A 19923-nucleotide genomic window follows, 5' to 3' on the forward strand; every position below is an offset into this window, starting at 1 on the left:
CTCACCAGGAAAGCCAACTTCCTTTCTTAATTCAAGAGGTGGAAGAAGTCTCGTCGGGTTTCGGAACCGCTTCCGGTTCCACCGGGGCGTCCATCGGCGGAAGCTGGGCGCCATTGGGCAGCGCGGCCAGGATTGCGTTGAAGCGGCGGACGTAGTCGGCGTACCGGCCGGCCTCCTGGTTGACCAGGCCCTGGACCCGGCGCTGCAGATCGGCGTACCGGCCCTCCTCCTGGTCGATCAGGCTCTGCACGCGGTTCGCCAGATCGGCGTACCGCTGCGCTTCGGCGGTCTGGAACTTCCTCAGCTCGGCGAGTACCTCGTCGGCGTTTGCCATGTCGTCTCCATCAGGTCCGGCCCGCAGTACGGCGGCCAGGTCGGTGCGGAACTTGTTCATCGGGTTGCGGCCCGGGTCGACCTTGCGGCGGCTGTGCTCGCGGTGCCCGATCACCGAGAGCGCGGACCAGCCGTAGAAGTCGCAGATCGCGGCGGCGTGCAGCAGTGCGGTCCGGTACTGCGCCGCGGTCATCGGCCGGGCGCCGTCGTACCGGACCTCGTTGCCGTAGTAGTGCGCGTTGCCGTCGACGTTGTCGACACCGGGCCGGAGTTCGGAGGTGTAACCGGCGTAGTTCTGCGCGGTCACCCGGCTGAGCGTGGTCGACGATCCCCGGCCGGCGTGGTTCGCCCGCCCGATCGCGCCCAGATGCAGGTCGCCGTCGGAGTCGGTCGCGACGTGACACAGCGGCCCCGGGATCCCGTCCTCCGGCCGGCCGCGCACGAACAGGAAGTTGAGGTAGTCGTTGCTCTGCGAGTTGCTGCCGGTGTGGTGCACCATCACCCCGCGCACGTCACCGAACCCACCTGGTCGCCCCCGCGTCCGCCAGCCCGGATACTCCCGGAACTTGACCCCCCACTTCCGCATCGCCGCCACCGTCTGGTCAGCCGTCATCGGTCTGGCCAAAACAACACCTCACAACCGCCTCACGCCTTCACCGACTGTGGCGAAGATCGTACCGGGTGTGATGCCCGCTGCGCTCGGACGCAAACCTCAGCTGTGGACGGCAACCGGACCGTCGCCCGTAAGACAGCCGAAAGCGCTGTGCTGGAAGGGGTCCTGGCGGCGGCTCGTTGTCACGGACATGAACCTCATCCAGTACGCCGCTCGTCGCGCGGCGCGTGTCACCGGCATGTCGGTGCTGGCGATCGGTGGACTGATCGGCACCGAAGGTCCGGGCGCACCGTCGTACGCCCAGTCGCACGGCAAGATCTGTACCTACCTGCCGGAGAGGAGAGGGAGGAGCTGGTCGCCGACGCGGGTGATCTCTTCGCGGTAGGGGGTGTCGGACAGGATGAAGTGGGTGATGCCGAGGTCCTGGTACTTGCGCAGGGACTTGGCGACGTCCTCGGGGGAGCCGACGAGCCAGGTGGTGCCGGCGCCTCCGCCGCCGTACCTGCCGGGGGCCGTGTAGAGGTTGTCGTCCAGGACCTCGCCGCGGTCGGCGAGTTCGAGCAGGCGTTGCTGGCCTACGGCTTTGAAGCGCCTGCCCGTGGGGTGGGCGGTGCCGTGGGTGTCGGGCAGGCCGCGGCCCTCGGCCATTTTCGCGACCTTCGCCTCGGCGTCGGACCAGGCCTGGTCGGTGGTGTCGCGGACGAGGGTGGTGATGCGCAGGCCGTACTCGAGCGGCTGGTGTTCTCGGCCGAGTTCGGACTGCAGGGTTTCGAGCCGGGCGATGCGTTCGGCGATGCCGTCGAGTGGTTCGCCCCAGAAGAGCTGGACGTCGGCGTCGGTGGCGGCGACGCGTTCGGCGGCGGGGGAGGCGCCGCCGAAGTAGAGGCGGGGATGGGGCCGGCCCTCGCGGGCGACCGGTTTGGTGGCGACGGTCGAGCCGGTGACCTGGAAGTAGTCGCCGGTGAAGGTGACGTCCTGCTCGGTCCACAGCCGGCGTACGAGCTGCAGGAACTCCTTGGTCCGCGCGTACCGCTGGGCCTGGTCGCCCTCGCTGTCGCCGTACGCCGCGAGGTTGTCCTGGCCCGACACGATGTTGATCAGCAGTCGCCCGCCGGTCAGGTGGTCGAGCGTGCTCGCCGCCGACGCGAAGTGCGCCGGATGCCAGTAGCCCGGCCGGATCGCCGCCAGCGGCTGGAACGTCGTCGTCCGCGCCGCGAGCGCCGTCGCCACGGTGAGCGTGTCGGGCCGTCCCCACCCGGTCCCGATCAGCGCTCCGCCCCACCCGTGCTGCTCGGTCAGCCGCGCGAGCTCGGTCAACCGGTCGAGACTGTTGTGCCCTGCGGTGGCGTCGTCACCGCGGTGTCCGGGCTGCACCTGATTGGGGATGTACCAGAGGAATTCGAGACTCACGGCGAGACCTTTCCGGCGGAGGACACGACGGAAAACACTGTAATCCACCTGAACTACTGCACTTTGATCGTCTCACCGTTCGGCATTGACATCGTTGTCCCGGCTGGCGACGATACTGCGGTCAGCGTGGAAGGAAACGTTTCCAACCTCGGTCGACCCGCCCTGAAGCCTCGAGGAGATCCGCCCATGATCCTGAGACGTTCACGCGTTCTGCGTGCCCTGACGGCCGGCCTGGCGTCGCTGGCCGTCGGATTGGTGTCGTCATTGCCCGCCGGAGCCGATCCAGGGGGAGGTGCCGACGGCCCGACCGCGACGGCGCGCGCCCGGGTCGCCGCCGACGTGCTGATGAGTTCGTACGAGCCGGTCAAGGCCTGGTTCCCCTCCAGCTGGTGGAACTCCGCCGTCGCGCTGCAGACCATCGGCGACTACACCGAACGCACCGGCGACCGCCGCTACTTCCCGCAGCTGGACAACACGTTCGAGAAGGCCAAGGGCGTCTTCCCGGCCGGCTACCTGTCGGGCGATCCGCTGCTCGGCAACTTCACCAGCCGTGCCATCGACGACTCCGAGTGGTGGGCGCTGACCTGGATCCAGACCTACGACCTGACCAAGAACCCCAAGTACCTCGACATGGCGGTGACGATCGCGCGGTACGTCGAGGACTACTGGGACGACACCTGCGGCGGCGGGGTCTGGTGGGACGCCGAGCGCACGTACAAGAACGCCGTCACCAACGGCCTCTGGATCCGCCTCACCGCGGAGCTGCACAACCGGATCCCCGGCGACAAGCACTGGCTCGGCCGCGCGCAGCAGGGCTGGAACTGGTTCACCGGCAGCGGTCTGATCAACGCCGACGGCCTGGTGAACGACGGCTTGACCACCAGCACCTGCAAGAGCAACAACGAGACCGTGTGGACCTACAACCAGGGGCTCGCGATCGGCGCCGGCCTCGAGCTGTGGCGCGCGACCCGGAACCCCCAGCTGCTGACCACGGTACGGCGGCTGGCGGACTCCGCGATCGGAGCCGGAGGACTCGCGCCGAACGGGGTCCTGACCGAGTCCTGTGAGGCGCCGGGCAAGACCTGCGACGACAACCAAAAGCAGTTCAAGGGCATCTTCCTGCGCTACTGGATGGACCTGACCGACACCACGCACGACCGGCGTTACCTCGCGTTCCAGAGCCGACAGGCCGCTACGGTCTGGGAGAACCGCGATGCGGCCGGACGACTCGGACTGCGTTGGTCCGGTGGCAGCTCCAACGTCGTCGACTGGCGGACGCAGGCCAGTGCGCTCAGCGCCTTGATCGCCGACGTACCGGCGACGCCGCCGGTGCGGTCCCTGTCCGCGACCATGACTCCGGCGCAGCCCGTGGTGATGGCCGCGAGCTCGAGTGCGACCCACATCAAGCTGGTGGCTCGGCTCCAGGCCACCGCACCGGCGGGACAGCGGATCACTGCCGACGTACGAGCCTCGGCACCCGAGGGCTGGACTGTGACGCCGCGCCAGACGACCGTGACCCTGCGCCCGAAGGGCAACGCCGTACCGGTGCAAGCTGAGGTCGAGCTCGATGTCGCGATCCCCGGCGGTACGGCGGACGGCCGCTACCCGGTGACTGTGACCGCGACGTCCGGCTCGCTCCTGAAGTTCACGACGCAGGCCGAGATCCTCGTGGCGCGCAGCGTGGACTTCGACACCGGCACCGCGGCCGAGTTGCCCTGGCTGTGGGACGCGGGCGGCTCACAGAGCAACGGCGTCCAGAACCGCTTCGCCGACGGCAACGCGTACTTCGTCTACCGGTTCCCGTTCCCGTCCAGCACCACATCGGCGTCCACGACGCTGACGATCGACAACGAGTACGTCGTCGAGGTGAGCGGGGACGGCCGGCAGTGGATCACCGTGGCGAGGGAGACTCAGCACGTCCACGGCGGCGAGAACAAGGCGACCCGGACGTTCGACCTGACACCGCACCTCGGGCCGGACAAGGTCGCGTACGTGCGGATCTCGGACTCCTTCCCCGAGGAGGGCTGGGGCGGCCGGCTCTACCACCTGAGCGCGACCTACACCGGATAAGCGGTCGATCAGGGACGAGCCGCCAGGGGAAGGGCGATCCGGAAGCAAGCGCCTTTCCCCGCGGCGGTGGTGAGTTCCACGTCGCCACCGTGGGCCTGGGCCAGTGATCGGGCGATCGCCAGGCCCAGGCCCGCGTTGGCGCCGCCGGAGCGGCTGCGGGAGCGGTCCGCGCGGTAGAAGCGGTCGAACACGCGGCTCGCGTGGTCGGCGGTCAGGCCCGGGCCCTGGTCGGAGATCTCGAGGATCGCCCGGTTCTCGGTGGTGCCGACTCCGATGCGTACCGGCGTACCGGGTGGGGTGTGGGCCACGGCGTTGCCGACCAGGTTGGTGACGACCTGGCGGAGTCGTGCCTCGTCACCCAGCACCGGCGCCGGTCCGGGCGGGCCACCACCTGGGCCGGTCAGCTCGACGGGTCGCGACGGGTCCAGCGCGCGCAGGTCGTGCCGGGCGTCGTTGGCCAGTGTCCGCAGGTCCATCGGCCCGGGCTCGAGCAGGGACTCCGGCGCCTCGTCGAGCTGGGCGAGCAGCAGCAGGTCCTCGGTCAGGCCGGCCAGCCGCCCGGCCTCCTGCTCGATCCGGCGCATCGTCGCGTCGACGTCGGCCGGTTCGGACAGGGCGCCCATCCGGTACAGCTCGGTGAAGCCTTTGATGCCGAACAGTGGGGTACGCAGCTCGTGACTGACGTCGGAGACGAACGCGCGCATCCGGGCTTCGGAGGCCGACCGGTCGGCGAAGGCCTGCTCCAGCTGAACCAGCATCGTGTTCAGCGAGGCGGAGAGGCGGCCGATTTCGGTGCGGGGCGCGGCCAGGTCGGGCACCCGGCGCGACAAGTCGCCGCCCGCGATGGCGGCGGCGGTGTGCTCGATCCGGCGCAGTGGTCGCAGACCGCCGTTCACCGCGAACCAGCCGGCGACGGCGAGCGCGGCCAGGGTCAGGCTCCCAGCGATCAAGCTGCTCCGCCGTACTCGGGCGATGGTGGAGTCGGCCTCGGCGAACGACCCCGCCACGATCAGCGAGCCGGACTGCCGGGACAGAGCGATCGCGCGCCACCGGCTGGTGCCGTCGGCCGAGTTGACCACGACGGCGGGACCGCCCGGCGGGGCCGTGCGCAGGTCCTCCACCCGCGGAAGCTGGTCCGGAGCGATCCGCGGGGAGCTGACCTTGCCGACGACTGTGCCGGCCGGGTCGAGGAACACGAAGTACGGACTGCCGAACAGGTCCAGTCCGAGCGCCAGCTGCTGGGCATTGGCGTCCGCACGGTCCGGGTTGGTCGGGGCGCCGGACAACTGCAGCAGTTGCCCGACAGAGCGGAGTTCGGAATCCAGTCGGCTCTGGAGGTGGTCCTGCAGCCGCGAGGTGACGATCGTGCTGCCCGTGGCGAGGCCGACCACCAGCAGGACAAGGGTGATCAGCAACAGCCGGGACCGCAGCGAGAGCCGCCTCACCGCCGCGGCTCGCGCATCACGTAGCCGATGCCGTGCACGGTCTGGATGAGTTTCGGCTCCCCGGTGTCGGCCTTGCGGCGCAGGTAGGAGATGTAGGTGTCGACGATGCTCGCGTCACCGCCGAAGTCGTAGGCCCACACCCGGTCGAGGATCTGCGCCTTGGAGACGACGTGACCGGCGTTCTGCATCAGGTAGTGCAGCAGGCGGAACTCCGTCGCGGACAAGCGCACCGGTCGGCCTTGCCGGGTGACCTGGTGGCCTTCCACGTCGAGTTTCAGGTCGCCGACGGTCAGCAGCGCGGCCGGCGCTCCGGACGTACGCCGCAGGATCGCGCGGATCCGCGCGATCAGCTCCTCCAGGTCGAACGGCTTGGTGACGTAGTCGTCGGCCCCGAGCGACAACCCTGTCACCTTGTCGGCCTGGCGGTCGCGGGCGGTCAGGAAGAGCACCGGCACCGGACCCGACCGGCCTCGTCCGGGGCTGCGTTCCCGCAGCTCCCGGACGACCTCGAAGCCGTCCACGTCGGGCAGCATCACGTCGAGCAGCACCAGGTCCGGTGGTTCCCGGGTGGCGGCGGCGATCGCCTCGGCCCCGGTTGACGCCGAGGAGACAGAGAACCCGGCGAACCGCAGCGTCGCCGACAGCAGCTCGCGAACCGTCGCTTCGTCGTCCACCACCAGCAGACGCTCGGTGCCGGCCGGTCGGGTCACGGCCGGGCCCGTCGCTTCCCCGTCGCCCATGGCAGCCACAATACGGAGCCGCCGCCACGGAATCGGTCCACCGGACCGCGGGCCCGGGCAGCCATCAGACCTCGCGTCGCCGGAAGACGACGAAGGCCACCACCAGCACGGCCGCGATCCCGGCGGTCATGCCGGCCAGGTTCGCCCACGCGTCGGGGTACTCGGGAGTCGGAACCAGGTTCCGGATCTCCGGGCCGCCGAGCGACGGCCAGTACGCGAACGCCTTCTGCACCCAGGACGGAAGCGCGCCGCCGAAGGCCGGCACCAGCAGCGTGATCCCGACCTGGACGGCCAGACCTCCCGCGGTGGCCCGGGTGAGCGTTCCGACCGCCACCGCCAGCAGGCCGATGGCGGCCAGATACAGACCGGTGCCGGAGACGGCCGTGAGCACTCCTGGATCTGTCAGCGCCGCGGTGGGTGAGCCCTCGTGGCGGCCGATCATCGCCTGACCGGCGAGGAAGGCGACGAACGACGTCACTTGTCCGGCGATCAACGCGACGATCGTGAAGACCGCGGTCTTCGCCGCCAGCAACCGGCCCCGGCGCGGCATTGCCGACAGCGACGTACGGATCGTGCCGGTCGCGTACTCGGAGGTGACGACCAGGATACCGAGCACACTGACGCACAGCTGAGCCATGAAGAAGCTGTTGAGTGACAGCGCCGTCGGGTCCCAGGCCTGCTGGTCCTCGGGGCTCAGAGCGCTGTAGTTGCCCTGGTCACCGCCGCAGACGAGCAGGGTGATGCCCGTGCTGAACACCACCATCGCCAGCAGCGTCCACCGGACCGAGGGCAGGCTCCGGAACTTCGTCCACTCCGAGCGGAGCAGATCGCTGAACCGCACCTGGGCCGCGGCGGTTCGTCCGGTCTCGGCCGGTCGTGTCGCGGCGCTCATGCCGTCGCTCCCGCGTACTCGACGCTGTCCTGGGTGAGTTCCATGAACACGTCCTCGAGCGAAGGGGCCTGCGGAGTCAGCTCGGACAACGTGACGCCGTGGAACGCGGCGAGCCGGCCGATCTCGGCGGAGTCCAGCCCGCTGACGATCAGCGAACGCTCCAGCCCACGCCGTACGACGCCGCCTGCGGCGGTGAGGTGCCGCGCGAGCTCGTCGGCGGACTCGGCGCGGACCAGGACGGTGCCCTCGCCGTGCGACCGGGTGAACTCGCTCATGCTGGTGTCCGCGATCAGCCGGCCGCGGCCGATCACCACCAAATGGTCGGCGGTGACGGCCATCTCGCTCATCAGGTGGCTCGAGCACAGCACCGAGCGTCCCTCGCCGGCGAGCGTGCGCATGAAATCGCGGATCCAGCGGATGCCCTCCGGGTCGAGCCCGTTGACCGGCTCGTCGAAGATCAGGATCTGCGGGTCGCCGAGCAGCGCGGCCGCGATGCCGAGCCGCTGGCGCATGCCGAGCGAGAAGCCTCCGGCCTTCCGGCGAGCGACTTTCTCCAGCCCGACCATGGACAGCACCTCCGCCACCCGCTGGCGTCCGATGCCGTTGCTCTGGGCAATCGCCAGCAGGTGGTCGTCGGCCCGCCGGGCGGGGTGCAACGCGCCCGCGTCGAGCAACGCTCCCACCTCGGTCAGCGGAACCGGCAGGTGCGCGTACTCCCGGCCACCGATCCGGACCGAGCCCGCCGTGGGCGGTGCCAGCCCCAGGATCATCCGCATCGTCGTCGACTTCCCGGCGCCGTTGGGCCCGAGGAAGCCGGTCACGTGCCCGGGCTCGACGGTGAACGACAGGCCGTCCACCACGACGTCGGGCCCGTACCGCTTGGTCAGTTCACGTACTTCGATCGTCGTCATGCCCGCAGCCAACCCCACGCTGCTGACCGGCAGCTGAGAGTTCCTGGGAGAACTCTGTGAACCAGTTGCTCACCGCGCGGCGCCGGGGGAGCGGTGCACAGAAAACTCTGCGAAAAGACCTCGGGCCCACCCGCGAAAAGCGGATGGGCCCGAGGGCGAAGACGGCTGCGGATCAGACGTCGTAGTACAGCTCGAACTCGTGCGGGTGCGGGCGGAGCTGGATCGGGGCGATCTCGTTCTCGCGCTTGAAGTCGATCCAGGTCTCGATCAGGTCGGAGGTGAACACGTCACCCTCGAGCAGGAACTCGTGGTCGGCCTCGAGGGCGTCGATCACGGCCGGCAGCGAGGTCGGGACCTGGTTGACCGACGCGTGCTCCTCCGGCGGGAGCTCGTACAGGTCCTTGTCGATCGGGTCGGCCGGCTCGATCTTGTTGCGGATGCCGTCGATGCCGGCCAGCAGCTGGGCGGCGAAGGCCAGGTACGGGTTGGCCGACGGGTCGGGGCAGCGGAACTCGATCCGCTTGGCCTTCGGGTTGGAGCCGGTGATCGGGATCCGGATGCAGGCCGAGCGGTTGCGCTGGGAGTAGACCAGGTTGACCGGGGCCTCGAAGCCCGGCACCAGGCGGTGGTAGGAGTTCACCGTCGGGTTGGTGAAGGCCAGCAGCGACGGGGCGTGCTTGAGCAGACCACCGATGTACCAGCGGGCGGTGTCGGACAGGCCGCCGTAGCCGGACTCGTCGTAGAACAGCGGGTCGCCGTTGCTCCACAGCGACTGGTGGCAGTGCATGCCGGAGCCGTTGTCGCCGAAGATCGGCTTCGGCATGAAGGTCGCGGTCTTGCCGGCGTCCCAGGCGGTGTTCTTGACGATGTACTTGAACTTCATCACGTCGTCGGCGGCGCTGAGCAGCTCGCTGAAGCGGTAGTTGATCTCCGCCTGGCCCGCGGTGCCGACCTCGTGGTGGGCGCGCTCGACGATCAGCCCGGAGGCCTCGAGGTGCTTGGTGATGTCGTTGCGCAGGTCGGCGAAGTGGTCGACCGGCGGCGCGGGGAAGTAGCCACCCTTGTAGCGGACCTTGTAGCCGCGGTTGCCACCCTCCTCGACCCGGCCGGTGTTCCAGGCGCCGGCCACGGAGTCGATGTGGTAGTAGCCCTCGTTCTGCTTGGTCTCGAAGCGGACGTCGTCGAAGACGTAGAACTCCGCCTCGGGCGCGAAGAACGCGGTGTCGGCGATCCCGGTCGACTTCAGGTACTCCTGCGCCTTGCGGGCGATGTTGCGCGGGTCGCGCGAGTACGCCTCACCGGTCAGCGGGTCGTGCACGAAGAAGTTGATGACCAGCGTCTTGTCCTTGCGGAACGGGTCCAGGTACGCGGTCGTCGGGTCGGGCAGCAGCGACATGTCGGACTCGTGGATCTGCTGGAAGCCGCGGATCGACGAACCGTCGAACTGCAGGCCGTCCTCGAAGACCTCGGGACCGAACGACGACACCGGGACGGTGAAGTGCTGCATGATGCCCGGCAGGTCACAGAACCGGACGTCGATGAACGCGACGCCCTCGTCCTTGACGTAGGCGAGCAGCTCCTCAGCGCTGGAAAACATACGTACTCCTCGGGGTGGCTCAGAGATTCATCTGAACGTAGGCCCTGCCGATTACTCGGTCATGACCCCAATGTTTCGCGGATGTTAAGCCCAGCGTGTCCGCGCTGACCCACTGGCGAGGCGGGGGAGGCAGGTGAGATCTGCAACCCCATCCGTAGGCTAGCCACTATGGCATCATCCGCACACCCCGGGACAGGACCCGCCGAAGAGTTCCGGTATCCGGGCAACCGTCTCGGGCTGCCCGAGGACGGCCCGGGCTCGGTCACCGGCTGGGGGCGCCGGCTGCTCGCGCTGCTGATCGACTGGCTGATCGCCGGCCTGATCGCCTCGGCCATCACCGGTACGCCGATATGGGCCGGGGGCAACGACTACAACACCGCCCAGCTGGTCACGTTCTTCGCCATGTCGGCGGTGCTGTCCGGCCTGGCCGGCTTCACCCTCGGGCACCGGATCTGCGGCCTGCGGGTGATCCGCGCCACCTCCACCGGCCCCGGCTACACCGCTCAGCCCGGACTGCTGGCCGGCGTGATCCGCTCGCTGCTGATCTGCCTCGTGCTGCCCGCCGTCGTCTTCGACCGCGACCGCCGCGGCCTGCACGACCGCGCCGCGGGCACAATCGTCGTACGGCGCTGAGCGGGGCCTAACGCCTGGTCAGCAGCAGTTGCACGTCGTCCAGGTAGCCGGAGCGGAAGCCGGCCTCGGAGTAGGCGAGGTAGAACTCCCACATCCGGCAGAACGTCTCGTCGAAGCCGAGGGCGGCGATGTTCGGCCACTGCTGGATGAAGCGGTTGCGCCAGATCCGCAGGGTGCGGGCGTAGTCCGGGCCGAGGCTGCGCAGGACCTGGGCGTGCAGCCCGGTGTGCTGGTTGGTGACGTCCTTGATCACCTTCACCGATGGGATCAGGCCGCCGGGGAAGATGTACTTCTGCACCCAGGTGAAGGTGTTGCGGGTGGCCAGCATCCGCTCGTGCGGCATCACGATCGCCTGCACCACCGCGACGCCGTCCGGCGCGAGCCGCCGTTCGATCGCGTCGAAGTAGACCGGCCAGTACTTCTCGCCGACCGCCTCGATCATCTCCACGCTCAGCACCGCGTCGAACTCACCGATCTGGTCGCGGTAGTCACGCAGCGCGATCTGGACCCGGTCGCTCACGCCGGCCTCGGCGACCCGGCGCTGGGCGAGCAGGGCCTGCTGGGAAGCGATCGTGATCGCGGTCACCCAGGCGCCGCGCTGGGCGGCGCGGATCGCCAGGCTGGCCCAGCCGCAGCCGATGTCGAGCACGCGGGAGCCCGACCGCACCCCGGCCGCGTCGAGGATCGCGTCCAGCTTGTGCAGCTGGGCCGGCGTCAGTTCGTCGTACGACGCGGTGCCGAGATCGGCGAGCGGGTCGGCGGTGCCGAAGTACGCCGCCGAGTAGGTCAGGGTCGGGTCGAGGAACTCCGAGAACATCGCGTTGCTCAGGTCGTAGTGCCGGCTGATGTTCTCCCGGGCGCCGGCCCGGTCGTTCTCCTGGTCGGACGGCTGGGACTTGGTGACCAGCCAGCGCAGCGACTGGGCCCACTTCGGCAGCAGGTGCCGGTTCTCCTCGTTGCTGAACCGCTGGGCGAACGGAACCAGCAGGTCGGCCAGGTCGGTGCCGGGCTCGGGATCCCAGTCCCCGGCCAGGTAGGCCTCGCCGAACCCGGAGCCGGCGTCCTGGCCGAGCCGGTCCAGGAACGGGCCGGTGCGGTGCACGCGCATCGCCGGGCCGCCGAGGCCGTAGCGGCGGTTGTCGATCACGATCGAGGCAGGCAGGTCCTTGGCGATGATCCGGATCGCGGCCAGCGCGCCGGCCCGGCGTACCGGGTTCGAGCGCGGTGCCGCCAGGCCCGGCCAGGTCGTGGCCGAGGGCTGGTGAACCGCCGGGATGAGATCCGTCATGTCTGTTCTACCTCGGGTTTCGTCCGTCCTGGTCGCACCCTAAGGCCGGAAGGTGGCTGCCGGGTGCGACCTGGACGGCGCGGTGGTGTCAGCCGGTGCGCTGACCCAGGTACAGGTGGTTGCCGTCGGGGTCCTCGGCACGGGCTTCCCGCTCGCCCCACGGCTGGTCGGCCGGTTCCTGGGTGATCCGCCCACCGGCGGCCCGGATCCGGTCGACGACGCCGTCGAGGTCGTCGGTGTAGAGCCAGAGCGCGATCGGCGGCCGGCCCGGCGTGACCTGGAAGTCCGGGTCGTGGCCGAGCCCCAGTGAGGCCTTGCCGAACTGCACACTGACGTACGCCGGTGCGCCCTCGGGCGGGAACTGGTACACCTGCTCACCACCGAGCACGTCGGTGTAGAACGGCAGCAGCCGGTCCAGGTCAGCAGTCGTCACGATAGGGAAAACGTCGTCGACGGCCATGAGTTACCTCCTCGTTCCGCAGGATGGACTACTACCTGACGAACGGGAAGCCCCGAACTCGACAGCGGCGGGGGCTCAGCGGCCCTTCATCGCCTGCCGCGCGCCCTTGAGGCTGGTCGGCACCGGCCCCTTCGGCATCGGCACCTGCGGGCGGACGGCGTCGAGCGCCTTCAGCCGCTGCAGCAGGTCGGTGATCTCGGACGGCTGCAGCGCCTGGGGCAGCTTCATCACGTGCTTGGTGAGCTTGCGGATGTCGACCTCGCCCTCACCCTTGCCGGCCACGATCTGGATCACCGGCGCGCCGCCCGCGACCCGGGTGTGCTTCTTGCCCTCGGCGGCGAGCAGGTTCTTCACCCGGCTGGCCTGGCCCTCGCCGACCAGGACGATGCCCGGGCGGCCGACGACGCGGTGCACGATGTCGGCGTTCTTGGTGACCGCGACGGCGGGCGTCACGTTCCAGCCGCGGCGCAGCGTCTGCAGCGCCGACGCGGCCGCGCCGGCCTGGCCCTCGATCTGGCTGTAGGCCGCCTTCTCGACCCGGCGGCCGAACACGATCGTGGTGGCCAGGAAGCCGAGCGCGACGCCGAGCGGGATCCAGATCAGCAGCGGGCCGACCAGGATGCCCAGCGCGACGAACACGGCGACCACGCCGAGGAAGATCGCGGCGAGCAGCAGCCCGATCCGGGGGTCGGACTTCTTGGTCAGCTGGTACGCCGACCTGATCTGCTTCAGCCGGCTGGTCTTCTCGGCGGGGGCGTCGTTCTTGGCCATCTCTACCTTGTCATCCTCGGGATCGGGTCCTAAGCATCCTGGACAGCGGAGGTCATCCGCGACTCCACCGCCTGACGGTACAGCCGACCGGCGCGGTACGACGAACGCACGAGCGGGCCGGACATCACGCCGGCGAACCCGATCTGTTCGGCTTCGGCCTGCAGCTCGACGAACTCCTCCGGCCGGACCCACCGCTCGACCGGGTGGTGTCGCACAGACGGGCGCAGGTACTGGGTGATCGTGATGATCTCGCAGCCGGCCTCGTGCAGGTCGGTCAGCGCCTGGCTGACCTCCTCGCGGGTCTCGCCCATGCCGAGGATCAGGTTGGACTTGGTGACCAGGCCGTAGTCGCGGGCCTGGGTGATCACGTCCAGCGATCGCTCGTACCGAAAGCCGGGCCGGATCCGGCGGAAGATCCGCGGCACCGTCTCGACGTTGTGCGCGAACACCTCCGGCCGGGACGAGAACACCTCGGCCAGCTGCTCCGGTACGGCGTTGAAGTCCGGCGCGAGCATCTCGACGCCGGTGCCCGGGTTGAGCGCGTGGATCTGGCGGATCGTCTCGGCGTACAGCCAGGCGCCGCCGTCGTCCAGGTCGTCGCGGGCCACACCGGTCACGGTCGCGTAGCGCAGGCCCATCTTGACCACGGACTCGGCCACCCGGCGGGGCTCGTCGCGGTCCAGCGCCTGCGGCTTGCCGGTGTCGATCTGGCAGAAGTCGCAGCGCCGGGTGCACTGGTCGCCACCGATCAGGAAGGTGGCCTCACGGTCTTCCCAGCACTCGAAGATGTTGGGACAGCCGGCTTCCTGACACACGGTGTGCAGCTCTTCGGACTTCACCAGCGCCTGCAGCTTCTGGTACTCCGGGCCCATCTTCGCGCGCGTCTTGATCCACTCGGGTTTGCGCTCGATCGGGGTCTCCGCGTTGCGCACCTCGAGCCTGAGCATCTTTCGTCCTTCTGGGGCGATCGTCACGCCCTCCAGAGTACGCCGGGCCGGTCAGGAGCTCTCCACCCGTAGGCTGGTGAGCTATGTCAAGTCCCCAGCCCGTGCGCGAGCCGGCCCCGGCCGAGCCCGGCACGCCGCCGAAGACCGGCACGACCGTCCGCGGCTGGATCCGCCCCGGCCCGACCGCGCAGGAGCAGCGGTACGACGTACTGCTGGGCGTCGGAATGGCCGTCGCGGGCGTGATCGGGACCGAGCTGGCGCGGGGCGCGACGCCGCTGCACGCCCAGATGGGCATCGGCGGGATCGAGCCGTACGTGCTGAGCGCGGCCGGCGCCCTGGCCCTGTGCTTCCGCCGCCGGTGGCCGATCGCCGTCCTGCTGGTCGTGTCGGTGCTGTTCGTCGTCACCGGTGAGCGGGCGACGTTCGCGTTCAGCAGCAACATCGTCACCCAGGCGACCCAGTTCATGGCGATCTACGCGGCGGTCGCGTGGGCCCGGGACCGGCGGCTGATGAAGGCGACGGTGGCGGTCGTGTTCGTCGCGATGTTCGGCTGGCTCACGATCGGGTTCGTCCGGGCGCTGCGCAACGACGAGTTCAAGGGAGTCAACGAGACCCTGCTCGGGCCGTACGTGTCCGGCGTGGTCATCACGCTCGCGATCAACGTGCTGTACTTCTTCGGCGCCTACTTCTGGGGCCGTACGGCGTGGGGCGTGGCCCGGCAGCGCCAGGAACTGGAGCAGCAGGCCGCCGAGCTGGCGGTGCAGCAGCAGGCCAACGCGCGCCGCGCGGTGATCGACGAGCGGCTGCGGATCTCCCGCGAACTGCACGACGTGGTCGCGCACCACATCAGCAGCATCGGGATCCAGGCCGGTGGCGCCCGCCGGGTGATGGAGCAGGACCCGGACGCCGCCAAGAACGCGCTGAGCGTGATCGAGAACTCCAGCCGGACGGCGGTCAACGAGATGCGCCAGCTGCTCGGCATGCTCCGGGCCGCCGATCCGGAGCTCGACGACGAACCTGGGCCGGCCGCGGCCAAGGCGCCGCAGGCGGGCGCGGACCGGTTGCCCGCGCTGGTGGTCGAGGCGAGCGGGACCGGGCTGGACGTCGGGTTCCACCAGATCGGGCCGCCGGTGAAGTTGCCGGAGACGATCTCGGTGTCGGTCTACCGGATCGCGCAGGAGGCCCTGACCAACGTCCGCCGGCACTCGACCGCCCGGACGGCGCACGTGACGCTGCGCTACCTCGACGACGCGGTCGAGGTCGAGGTGATCGACGACGGCCGGCCCAAGCACGCCCCGGTCGGCAGCCGGCTGGGCCACGTCGGCATCCGCGAACGCGTCGCGCTGCTCGGCGGCGAGTCCGAGATCGGCCCCCGCCCGGTCGGCGGTTTCCGGGTCCGGGCGAGAATCCCGCTGGAGCCGTCGCCGGTGGCCGAACCGGCGACAGGGGACACTGTCCGTTCCGTGCAGGACCGTGAAGGAGCAGTCAGTGAGTGAGAGTCCGGAACCGTCGTCGCCGATGCGCGTGCTGCTGGTCGACGACCAGGATCTGGTCCGGGCCGGGTTCCGGATGATCCTGTCGGTCGAGCCGGACATCGCGGTGGTCGGTGAGGCCGCCGACGGGGAGAAGGCGGTCGAGCTGGCTCTGAACCTGCGTCCGGACGTCGTCCTGATGGATGTCCAGATGCCGGGCCTGGACGGCATCGCCGCCACCCAGCGGATCGTCGCCGCCGACGCCGGCAAGGTCGTCATCTTGACCACGTTCGACCGCGACGACTACCTGTTCGAGTCCCTCGGCGCCGGTGCGAGCGGCTTCCTGCTGAAGAACACGGCACCCGAGGACCTGGTCGAGGCGATCCAGGTGGTCCACTCCGGTCACGCCCTGCTCGCTCCCGAGGTGACGCGGCGGGTGATCAAGCGGTTCGCCGGTGGTGGCGAGCGGGTCTACCGGCCGGACCTGGTCGCCGACCTGACCGAGCGCGAGCGGGAGGTGCTCGGCCTGATCGCCCGCGGCCTGACCAACACCGAGATCGCCGGCCAGTTGTTCGTCGGTGAGGCCACGGTGAAGACCCACGTGTCCCGGGTCCTGCTGAAGCTCGGCCTGCGCGACCGGGTCCAGGCCGTGGTCTTCGCCTACGAGTGCGGCCTGGTCGTGCCCGGCGACGACGCCACCGCCTGAAGTAGCGTCACCGCGACCATCAGCACGCACACCGCGGCGACCAGTACGACGACCAACGGCACCCCGCCGTACGGCGCGAGCAGTGGCGCCGAGGCGATCAGGACCATGCCTGCGACGCTCGTGCTCGGCCGGAGCAGCGGGGACTGGGTGATCGTGCGGTTCACGGCCCACAGCAGCACGACGAACACCGCCGCCGGTACGGCGATGGCGTAGCCCGCGGCGGTGGGGGAGAGCGGCAGGTGGTGGCTCGTCTGCTCGACCGCGACCTCCAGGCCGGCGCCCAGTGCCGCCAGTGCCGCGAACAGGCCGTAGTGGCCGTAGCCCCAGACGAACGACTTGTCGCGGTTCTGCTCCAGGCCGGCACCGGCCGGCTGGATGAAGTAGAGCCACCACAGCGAGAAGAGCAGGACCAGACCGCCTGCCGCCACGACCACCATCGCCGGGCTGAGCTCGGTGGCCCGGACAGCGTTGCTGACGGCCAGCACGCTCTCACCCAGCAGGATGATCGTGAACAGCCCGTACCGCTCAGCGACGTGGTGCGGGTGCCAGCCGGTGTCGCCGTTGCGCTGCGCCCACCAGGGCACGGTCAGCTCGAGCACAGCCAGGCAGACGAAGGTGAGCGTGGTGGTCTCGCCGGTCGCCAGCCGGATCAGCCAGCCGAGCTGGAGCAGGCTGATCCCCACGGCGTTGCGGATCGCCGTACGGCGTCCGTCGGCGTCCTCGACCGCTGCGCGCAGCCACTGGACGATCTGGCCGCCGCGCATCATCAGGTACCCCAGTGTGACGACGCGGAAGTCGGCGTCGGCCGCCGCGGCCGGGACGCCGGCCGCCAGCACCAGCACGCCGCCCATCTGCAGCATGGTGAGCAGCCGGTAGGGCACGTCGTCGGTGTCATAGGCGGTGGCGAACCAGGTGAAGTTCATCCACGCCCACCAGATCGCGAAGAACACCTGCAGGAACCCGCTGACGGCGTAGTGCCCGGTCGCCAGGCTGTGCGCCAGCTCGGCCGCGGCGGCCGCCACCGCGACCACGAAGGTCAGGTCGAACAGCAGCTCGAGCGGACTGGCGGTGCGGTGCTGCTCGTCGGGTCGGCGCGGGCGCATCCGGGCCCTGATCACGGCTGCGGGCATGGTTCGGCTCCTGGGCTGGTCGGCTCTCACCAGCACAGACAGCGCAGCCGTGCGCTCTGTGACCGAGTTCCGCGGAAGATTTTCCGAACCTGTCACAACCGGCCGGGTTGTCCGGTCATAGCTGCTGACCGGGCGGCGGCAGGCCCCCGGACGGGACAGGAGGTCGGGCATGAAGATCGTCGTCATCGGTGGCACCGGGCTGATCGGGTCCAAGCTGATCCGCCGGTTCACCGCGCACGGGCACGAGGCGGTCGCGGCCGCACCGAACACCGGGGTCAACACGCTCACCGGCGAGGGACTGGCCGAGGTCCTGGTCGGCGCCGACGTGGTGGTCGACGTCTCGAACTCACCGTCGTTCGAGCCGGCCGCGGTGATGGAGTTCTTCACCACCTCGACCGGCAACGTGCTGGCCGCCGAGGCCGAGGCAGGCGTCGGGCACCACGTCGCGCTGTCGATCGTCGGCACCGAGCGGCTGCCCGACAACGGGTACTTCGCGGCCAAGATCGCCCAGGAGCAGCTGATCGAGTCCTCCGGCGTGCCGTACTCGCTGGTGCACGCCACGCAGTTCTTCGAGTTCGCGATCGGGATCGCCGACGCGGCGACCACCGGTTCGCTGGTCCGGATCGCGCCGGTGAAGTTCCAGCCGATGGCCGGCGACGACGTGGCCGACGCGGTCGCCAAGGTCGCGGTCGGTACGCCGCTGAACGGCCGGCTCGAGATCGCCGGGCCGGAGCAGTACCAGATGGACGAGTTCATCCGCGAGGCGCTCGCCCTGCACAACGACCCGCGCGAGGTGGTGGCCGACGAGCACGCCACCTACTTCGGCTCCGAGCTGCTCGACGGCAGCCTGGTCCCCGAGGGCGACGCCCAGCTCGGCCACATCCGCTACGCCGACTGGGCCAAGGGGGACGGGCACCGATGACCACGCCGGACGAGAGCTCGTTCCTGCGCGACGCGGAGAGCATGTACGGGCCGGAGACGCTGCACGAGCTGGAGCACGAGGTGCGGCTCGACCTCGACATGATCGCGGCGAGCGAGCCGGAGCGCGTCGTACCGGTCGATGAGTGGCTGGTCGACCCCGCCGAGGTGGAGCGGGACGAGGTGGCGCTGCGCAGCCTGCTCGGCGCGGTCGAGGCAATGGAGGGCGAGTCGCCCCGACCGGACGACGTCTGAGGGGTGAAGATGGAGGCGATGCCCGAACCCGTGGACGAAACAGCTGTCAGCGAGGCGGACGACCTGGAGGAAGCGGCCCGGGTGTTCGCCGAGCTGCGTCCGCGGCTGTTCGGCATCGCCTACCGGATGCTGTCCAGCGCGACCGAGGCCGAGGACCTGGTCCAGGACGTCTGGGTGCGCTGGCAGACCTGTGACCGCAGTGTCGTGCTCAACCCGGCGGCGTACCTGGCGACCACGACCACCCGGCTGGCGATCAACGCGGCCCAGTCGGCGCGGGTCCGGCGCGAGACGTACGTCGGTCCCTGGCTGCCCGAGCCGGTCGACACCAGCGCCGACCCGCTGCTCGGTGCCGAGCGTGGGGAGGCATTGGAGTTCGCCGTACTGATCCTGCTGGAGCGGCTGTCGCCGAACGAGCGGGCGGCGTACGTGCTGCGTGAGGCGTTCGACTACCCGTACTCGCAGATCGCGGAGATCCTGCAGCTCAGTGAGCCGGCCGTGCGTCAGTTGGTCAGCCGGGGGCGCAAACGGGTCAACGGCGACCGCCGTACGCCGGTGGACGAGGTGGAGCAGCGCCGGCTGCTCAGTGCGTTCGTCAGTGCGGCCCGGACGGGGGACCTGGTCGCGCTGGAGAACCTGTTCGCGGCGGACGTGTCCAGCTACTCCGACGGCGGTGGGATCGTCCGGGCCTCCAAGATCCCCGTGCACGGCGTGGAGCGGGTCGCCAAGTACTACCGGGCCTTCGCCGAACGCTTCTGGGCCGGTGTCGACGTGGAGATCGCCACCGTCAACGGCGAGGCGATGGCTCTGCTGCGGATGGACGGAGCGGTCTTCGCCGCGGTCACCGTGGTCGCGTCGGCGCAGGGCATCGACCGGATCTTCTGGCAGATGAACCCGAACAAGCTCGCCGGTGTGAGTTGATGATCGACCACCTCGTCGCGGCCCTGCGGTCGGGACAGGTGGAGCACCTGCTCGCACCGGACGCCGTACTGGTCTCCGACGGTGGCGGGCAGGTCGCCGCTCCACTGCGCCCGGTCCACGACGTCGTGGAGATCGCCCGGCTGGTCACCGTCCACTGCACCCGTCCGGGCGCTGACCTGTCCGTCGAGCGCGCCAACGGCCGGCCGGCGATCGTCGTACGACGGTCCGGCCGGGCGCAGGCCGTGCTGTGCGTCGACGGCGCCGACCTGGTCGTCACCCACCTGTGGCTGATCCTCAACCCGGCCAAACTCACCGCCTGGCACCGGGAGGTCCCTCCCGCGGATGACCCGGGTGGTCACACTGCGGGCCGACGTGCGGACGCGCCCGGCTGACTAGCGTTGGAACCACTCCCGG

At 69.9% G+C, this 19923-nt stretch carries 20 protein-coding genes; 8 read left to right on the top strand and 12 right to left on the bottom strand.

Annotated elements, in window-relative coordinates; genetic code table 11:
* Positions 1 to 31: 31 nt before the first annotated feature.
* Positions 32 to 919, bottom strand: a complete 888-nt coding sequence (locus ACQPXM_RS15390) for a peptidoglycan recognition protein family protein (protein WP_432949049.1) — start codon at positions 917 to 919, stop codon at positions 32 to 34.
* Positions 920 to 1270: 351 nt separating this feature from the next.
* Entirely contained in the window at positions 1271 to 2356 is a 1086-nt protein-coding gene (locus tag ACQPXM_RS15395) for an LLM class flavin-dependent oxidoreductase (protein WP_432949051.1), read from the bottom strand.
* 186 nt (positions 2357 to 2542) lie between these two features.
* Here ACQPXM_RS15395 and ACQPXM_RS15400 point away from each other — a divergent pair, with 186 nt between their 5' ends.
* Positions 2543 to 4426, top strand: a complete 1884-nt coding sequence (locus tag ACQPXM_RS15400; protein WP_432949053.1) for a glycoside hydrolase family 76 protein — start codon at positions 2543 to 2545, stop codon at positions 4424 to 4426.
* An 8-nt stretch (positions 4427 to 4434) separates the two neighbouring features.
* Here the strand turns inward: ACQPXM_RS15400 and ACQPXM_RS15405 are convergent, their stop codons facing one another.
* From ACQPXM_RS15405 to glnA, 5 genes are all read right to left on the bottom strand, one after another.
* Complete coding sequence (locus ACQPXM_RS15405; protein ID WP_432949055.1) at positions 4435 to 5871, bottom strand: sensor histidine kinase; 1437 nt, start codon at positions 5869 to 5871, stop codon at positions 4435 to 4437.
* Entirely contained in the window at positions 5868 to 6611 is a 744-nt protein-coding gene (locus tag ACQPXM_RS15410; RefSeq protein WP_432949057.1) for a response regulator transcription factor, read from the bottom strand. The genes ACQPXM_RS15405 and ACQPXM_RS15410 overlap by 4 nt, the downstream gene beginning before the upstream one ends.
* A 64-nt stretch (positions 6612 to 6675) precedes the next feature.
* The gene (locus tag ACQPXM_RS15415; protein WP_432949059.1) at positions 6676 to 7503 is read right to left on the bottom strand and encodes an ABC transporter permease; all 828 of its coding nucleotides are present in this window, start codon (positions 7501 to 7503) and stop codon (positions 6676 to 6678) included.
* Positions 7500 to 8414 carry an ATP-binding cassette domain-containing protein gene (locus ACQPXM_RS15420; protein WP_432949061.1) on the bottom strand — a complete coding sequence of 305 codons (915 nt, stop codon included), beginning with the start codon at positions 8412 to 8414 and terminating at the stop codon, positions 7500 to 7502. The genes ACQPXM_RS15415 and ACQPXM_RS15420 overlap by 4 nt, the downstream gene beginning before the upstream one ends.
* Before the next feature lie 172 nt (positions 8415 to 8586).
* A complete protein-coding gene (gene glnA, locus ACQPXM_RS15425) occupies positions 8587 to 10011 on the bottom strand; it encodes a type I glutamate--ammonia ligase (RefSeq protein ID WP_432949063.1) in 1425 nt (474 codons plus the stop codon).
* Positions 10012 to 10179: 168 nt separating this feature from the next.
* Between glnA and ACQPXM_RS15430 the strand changes: the two genes are divergently transcribed.
* Positions 10180 to 10644, top strand: a complete 465-nt coding sequence (locus ACQPXM_RS15430; RefSeq protein WP_432949065.1) for an RDD family protein — start codon at positions 10180 to 10182, stop codon at positions 10642 to 10644.
* A 7-nt stretch (positions 10645 to 10651) separates the two neighbouring features.
* Here the strand turns inward: ACQPXM_RS15430 and ACQPXM_RS15435 are convergent, their stop codons facing one another.
* The 4 genes from ACQPXM_RS15435 to lipA all read right to left on the bottom strand — a co-directional run bounded on the left by ACQPXM_RS15435 (position 10652) and on the right by lipA (position 14110).
* A complete protein-coding gene (locus tag ACQPXM_RS15435) occupies positions 10652 to 11932 on the bottom strand; it encodes a class I SAM-dependent methyltransferase (RefSeq protein ID WP_432949067.1) in 1281 nt (426 codons plus the stop codon).
* An 88-nt stretch (positions 11933 to 12020) separates the two neighbouring features.
* Complete coding sequence (locus ACQPXM_RS15440; protein WP_432949069.1) at positions 12021 to 12392, bottom strand: VOC family protein; 372 nt, start codon at positions 12390 to 12392, stop codon at positions 12021 to 12023.
* A gap of 75 nt (positions 12393 to 12467) precedes the next feature.
* Entirely contained in the window at positions 12468 to 13163 is a 696-nt protein-coding gene (locus tag ACQPXM_RS15445) for a DUF4191 domain-containing protein (RefSeq protein WP_432949071.1), read from the bottom strand.
* Between the two features lie 29 nt (positions 13164 to 13192).
* Positions 13193 to 14110 (bottom strand): lipoyl synthase, encoded by a 918-nt coding sequence (gene lipA, locus ACQPXM_RS15450; RefSeq protein WP_432949073.1) that lies wholly within the window; start codon positions 14108 to 14110, stop codon positions 13193 to 13195.
* Between the two features lie 83 nt (positions 14111 to 14193).
* Here lipA and ACQPXM_RS15455 point away from each other — a divergent pair, with 83 nt between their 5' ends.
* Positions 14194 to 15606 carry a sensor histidine kinase gene (locus tag ACQPXM_RS15455; RefSeq protein ID WP_432949075.1) on the top strand — a complete coding sequence of 471 codons (1413 nt, stop codon included), beginning with the start codon at positions 14194 to 14196 and terminating at the stop codon, positions 15604 to 15606.
* Positions 15607 to 15628: 22 nt separating this feature from the next.
* Positions 15629 to 16288 (top strand): response regulator, encoded by a 660-nt coding sequence (locus ACQPXM_RS15460; RefSeq protein WP_432951026.1) that lies wholly within the window; start codon positions 15629 to 15631, stop codon positions 16286 to 16288.
* Here ACQPXM_RS15460 and ACQPXM_RS15465 read toward each other — a convergent pair.
* Positions 16243 to 17418, bottom strand: a complete 1176-nt coding sequence (locus tag ACQPXM_RS15465) for a low temperature requirement protein A (RefSeq protein ID WP_432949077.1) — start codon at positions 17416 to 17418, stop codon at positions 16243 to 16245. The two genes, ACQPXM_RS15460 and ACQPXM_RS15465, sit on opposite strands and share 46 nt — an antisense overlap.
* A 169-nt stretch (positions 17419 to 17587) precedes the next feature.
* Here ACQPXM_RS15465 and ACQPXM_RS15470 point away from each other — a divergent pair, with 169 nt between their 5' ends.
* From ACQPXM_RS15470 to ACQPXM_RS15485, 4 genes are read left to right on the top strand one after another with little or no spacing between them, the layout of a single operon-like run.
* A complete protein-coding gene (locus tag ACQPXM_RS15470; protein WP_432949079.1) occupies positions 17588 to 18340 on the top strand; it encodes an SDR family oxidoreductase in 753 nt (250 codons plus the stop codon).
* A complete protein-coding gene (locus tag ACQPXM_RS15475; protein ID WP_432949081.1) occupies positions 18337 to 18591 on the top strand; it encodes a hypothetical protein in 255 nt (84 codons plus the stop codon). The genes ACQPXM_RS15470 and ACQPXM_RS15475 overlap by 4 nt, the downstream gene beginning before the upstream one ends.
* A gap of 18 nt (positions 18592 to 18609) precedes the next feature.
* Positions 18610 to 19509, top strand: a complete 900-nt coding sequence (locus tag ACQPXM_RS15480; protein ID WP_432949083.1) for an RNA polymerase sigma-70 factor — start codon at positions 18610 to 18612, stop codon at positions 19507 to 19509.
* Positions 19509 to 19901: a hypothetical protein gene (locus tag ACQPXM_RS15485; protein ID WP_432949085.1), complete on the top strand. Its 393-nt coding sequence runs from the start codon at positions 19509 to 19511 to the stop codon at positions 19899 to 19901. The genes ACQPXM_RS15480 and ACQPXM_RS15485 overlap by 1 nt, the downstream gene beginning before the upstream one ends.
* Positions 19902 to 19923: the final 22 nt, after the last annotated feature.

The organism is Kribbella sp. CA-253562 (assembly GCF_050942265.1).
In the GTDB taxonomy this organism is placed as follows: domain Bacteria; phylum Actinomycetota; class Actinomycetes; order Propionibacteriales; family Kribbellaceae; genus Kribbella.

Bases quoted from the DNA above. Each gene is read 5' to 3' on its own strand.
- ACQPXM_RS15390 (WP_432949049.1), bottom strand. From the start codon at position 919: ATGCGGAAGTGGGGGGTCAAGTTCCGGGAGTATCCGGGCTGGCGGACG.
- ACQPXM_RS15430 (WP_432949065.1), top strand. From the start codon at position 10,180: ATGGCATCATCCGCACACCCCGGGACAGGACCCGCCGAAGAGTTCCGG.
- ACQPXM_RS15485 (WP_432949085.1), top strand. From the start codon at position 19,509: ATGATCGACCACCTCGTCGCGGCCCTGCGGTCGGGACAGGTGGAGCAC.
- ACQPXM_RS15475 (WP_432949081.1), top strand. From the start codon at position 18,337: ATGACCACGCCGGACGAGAGCTCGTTCCTGCGCGACGCGGAGAGCATG.
- ACQPXM_RS15480 (WP_432949083.1), top strand. From the start codon at position 18,610: ATGCCCGAACCCGTGGACGAAACAGCTGTCAGCGAGGCGGACGACCTG.
- ACQPXM_RS15455 (WP_432949075.1), top strand. From the start codon at position 14,194: ATGTCAAGTCCCCAGCCCGTGCGCGAGCCGGCCCCGGCCGAGCCCGGC.
- ACQPXM_RS15410 (WP_432949057.1), bottom strand. From the start codon at position 6,611: ATGGGCGACGGGGAAGCGACGGGCCCGGCCGTGACCCGACCGGCCGGC.
- ACQPXM_RS15440 (WP_432949069.1), bottom strand. From the start codon at position 12,392: ATGGCCGTCGACGACGTTTTCCCTATCGTGACGACTGCTGACCTGGAC.
- ACQPXM_RS15470 (WP_432949079.1), top strand. From the start codon at position 17,588: ATGAAGATCGTCGTCATCGGTGGCACCGGGCTGATCGGGTCCAAGCTG.
- ACQPXM_RS15460 (WP_432951026.1), top strand. From the start codon at position 15,629: ATGCGCGTGCTGCTGGTCGACGACCAGGATCTGGTCCGGGCCGGGTTC.
- lipA (WP_432949073.1), bottom strand. From the start codon at position 14,110: ATGCTCAGGCTCGAGGTGCGCAACGCGGAGACCCCGATCGAGCGCAAA.
- ACQPXM_RS15465 (WP_432949077.1), bottom strand. From the start codon at position 17,418: ATGCCCGCAGCCGTGATCAGGGCCCGGATGCGCCCGCGCCGACCCGAC.
- ACQPXM_RS15400 (WP_432949053.1), top strand. From the start codon at position 2,543: ATGATCCTGAGACGTTCACGCGTTCTGCGTGCCCTGACGGCCGGCCTG.
- ACQPXM_RS15435 (WP_432949067.1), bottom strand. From the start codon at position 11,932: ATGACGGATCTCATCCCGGCGGTTCACCAGCCCTCGGCCACGACCTGG.
- ACQPXM_RS15420 (WP_432949061.1), bottom strand. From the start codon at position 8,414: ATGACGACGATCGAAGTACGTGAACTGACCAAGCGGTACGGGCCCGAC.
- ACQPXM_RS15445 (WP_432949071.1), bottom strand. From the start codon at position 13,163: ATGGCCAAGAACGACGCCCCCGCCGAGAAGACCAGCCGGCTGAAGCAG.
- ACQPXM_RS15415 (WP_432949059.1), bottom strand. From the start codon at position 7,503: ATGAGCGCCGCGACACGACCGGCCGAGACCGGACGAACCGCCGCGGCC.
- glnA (WP_432949063.1), bottom strand. From the start codon at position 10,011: ATGTTTTCCAGCGCTGAGGAGCTGCTCGCCTACGTCAAGGACGAGGGC.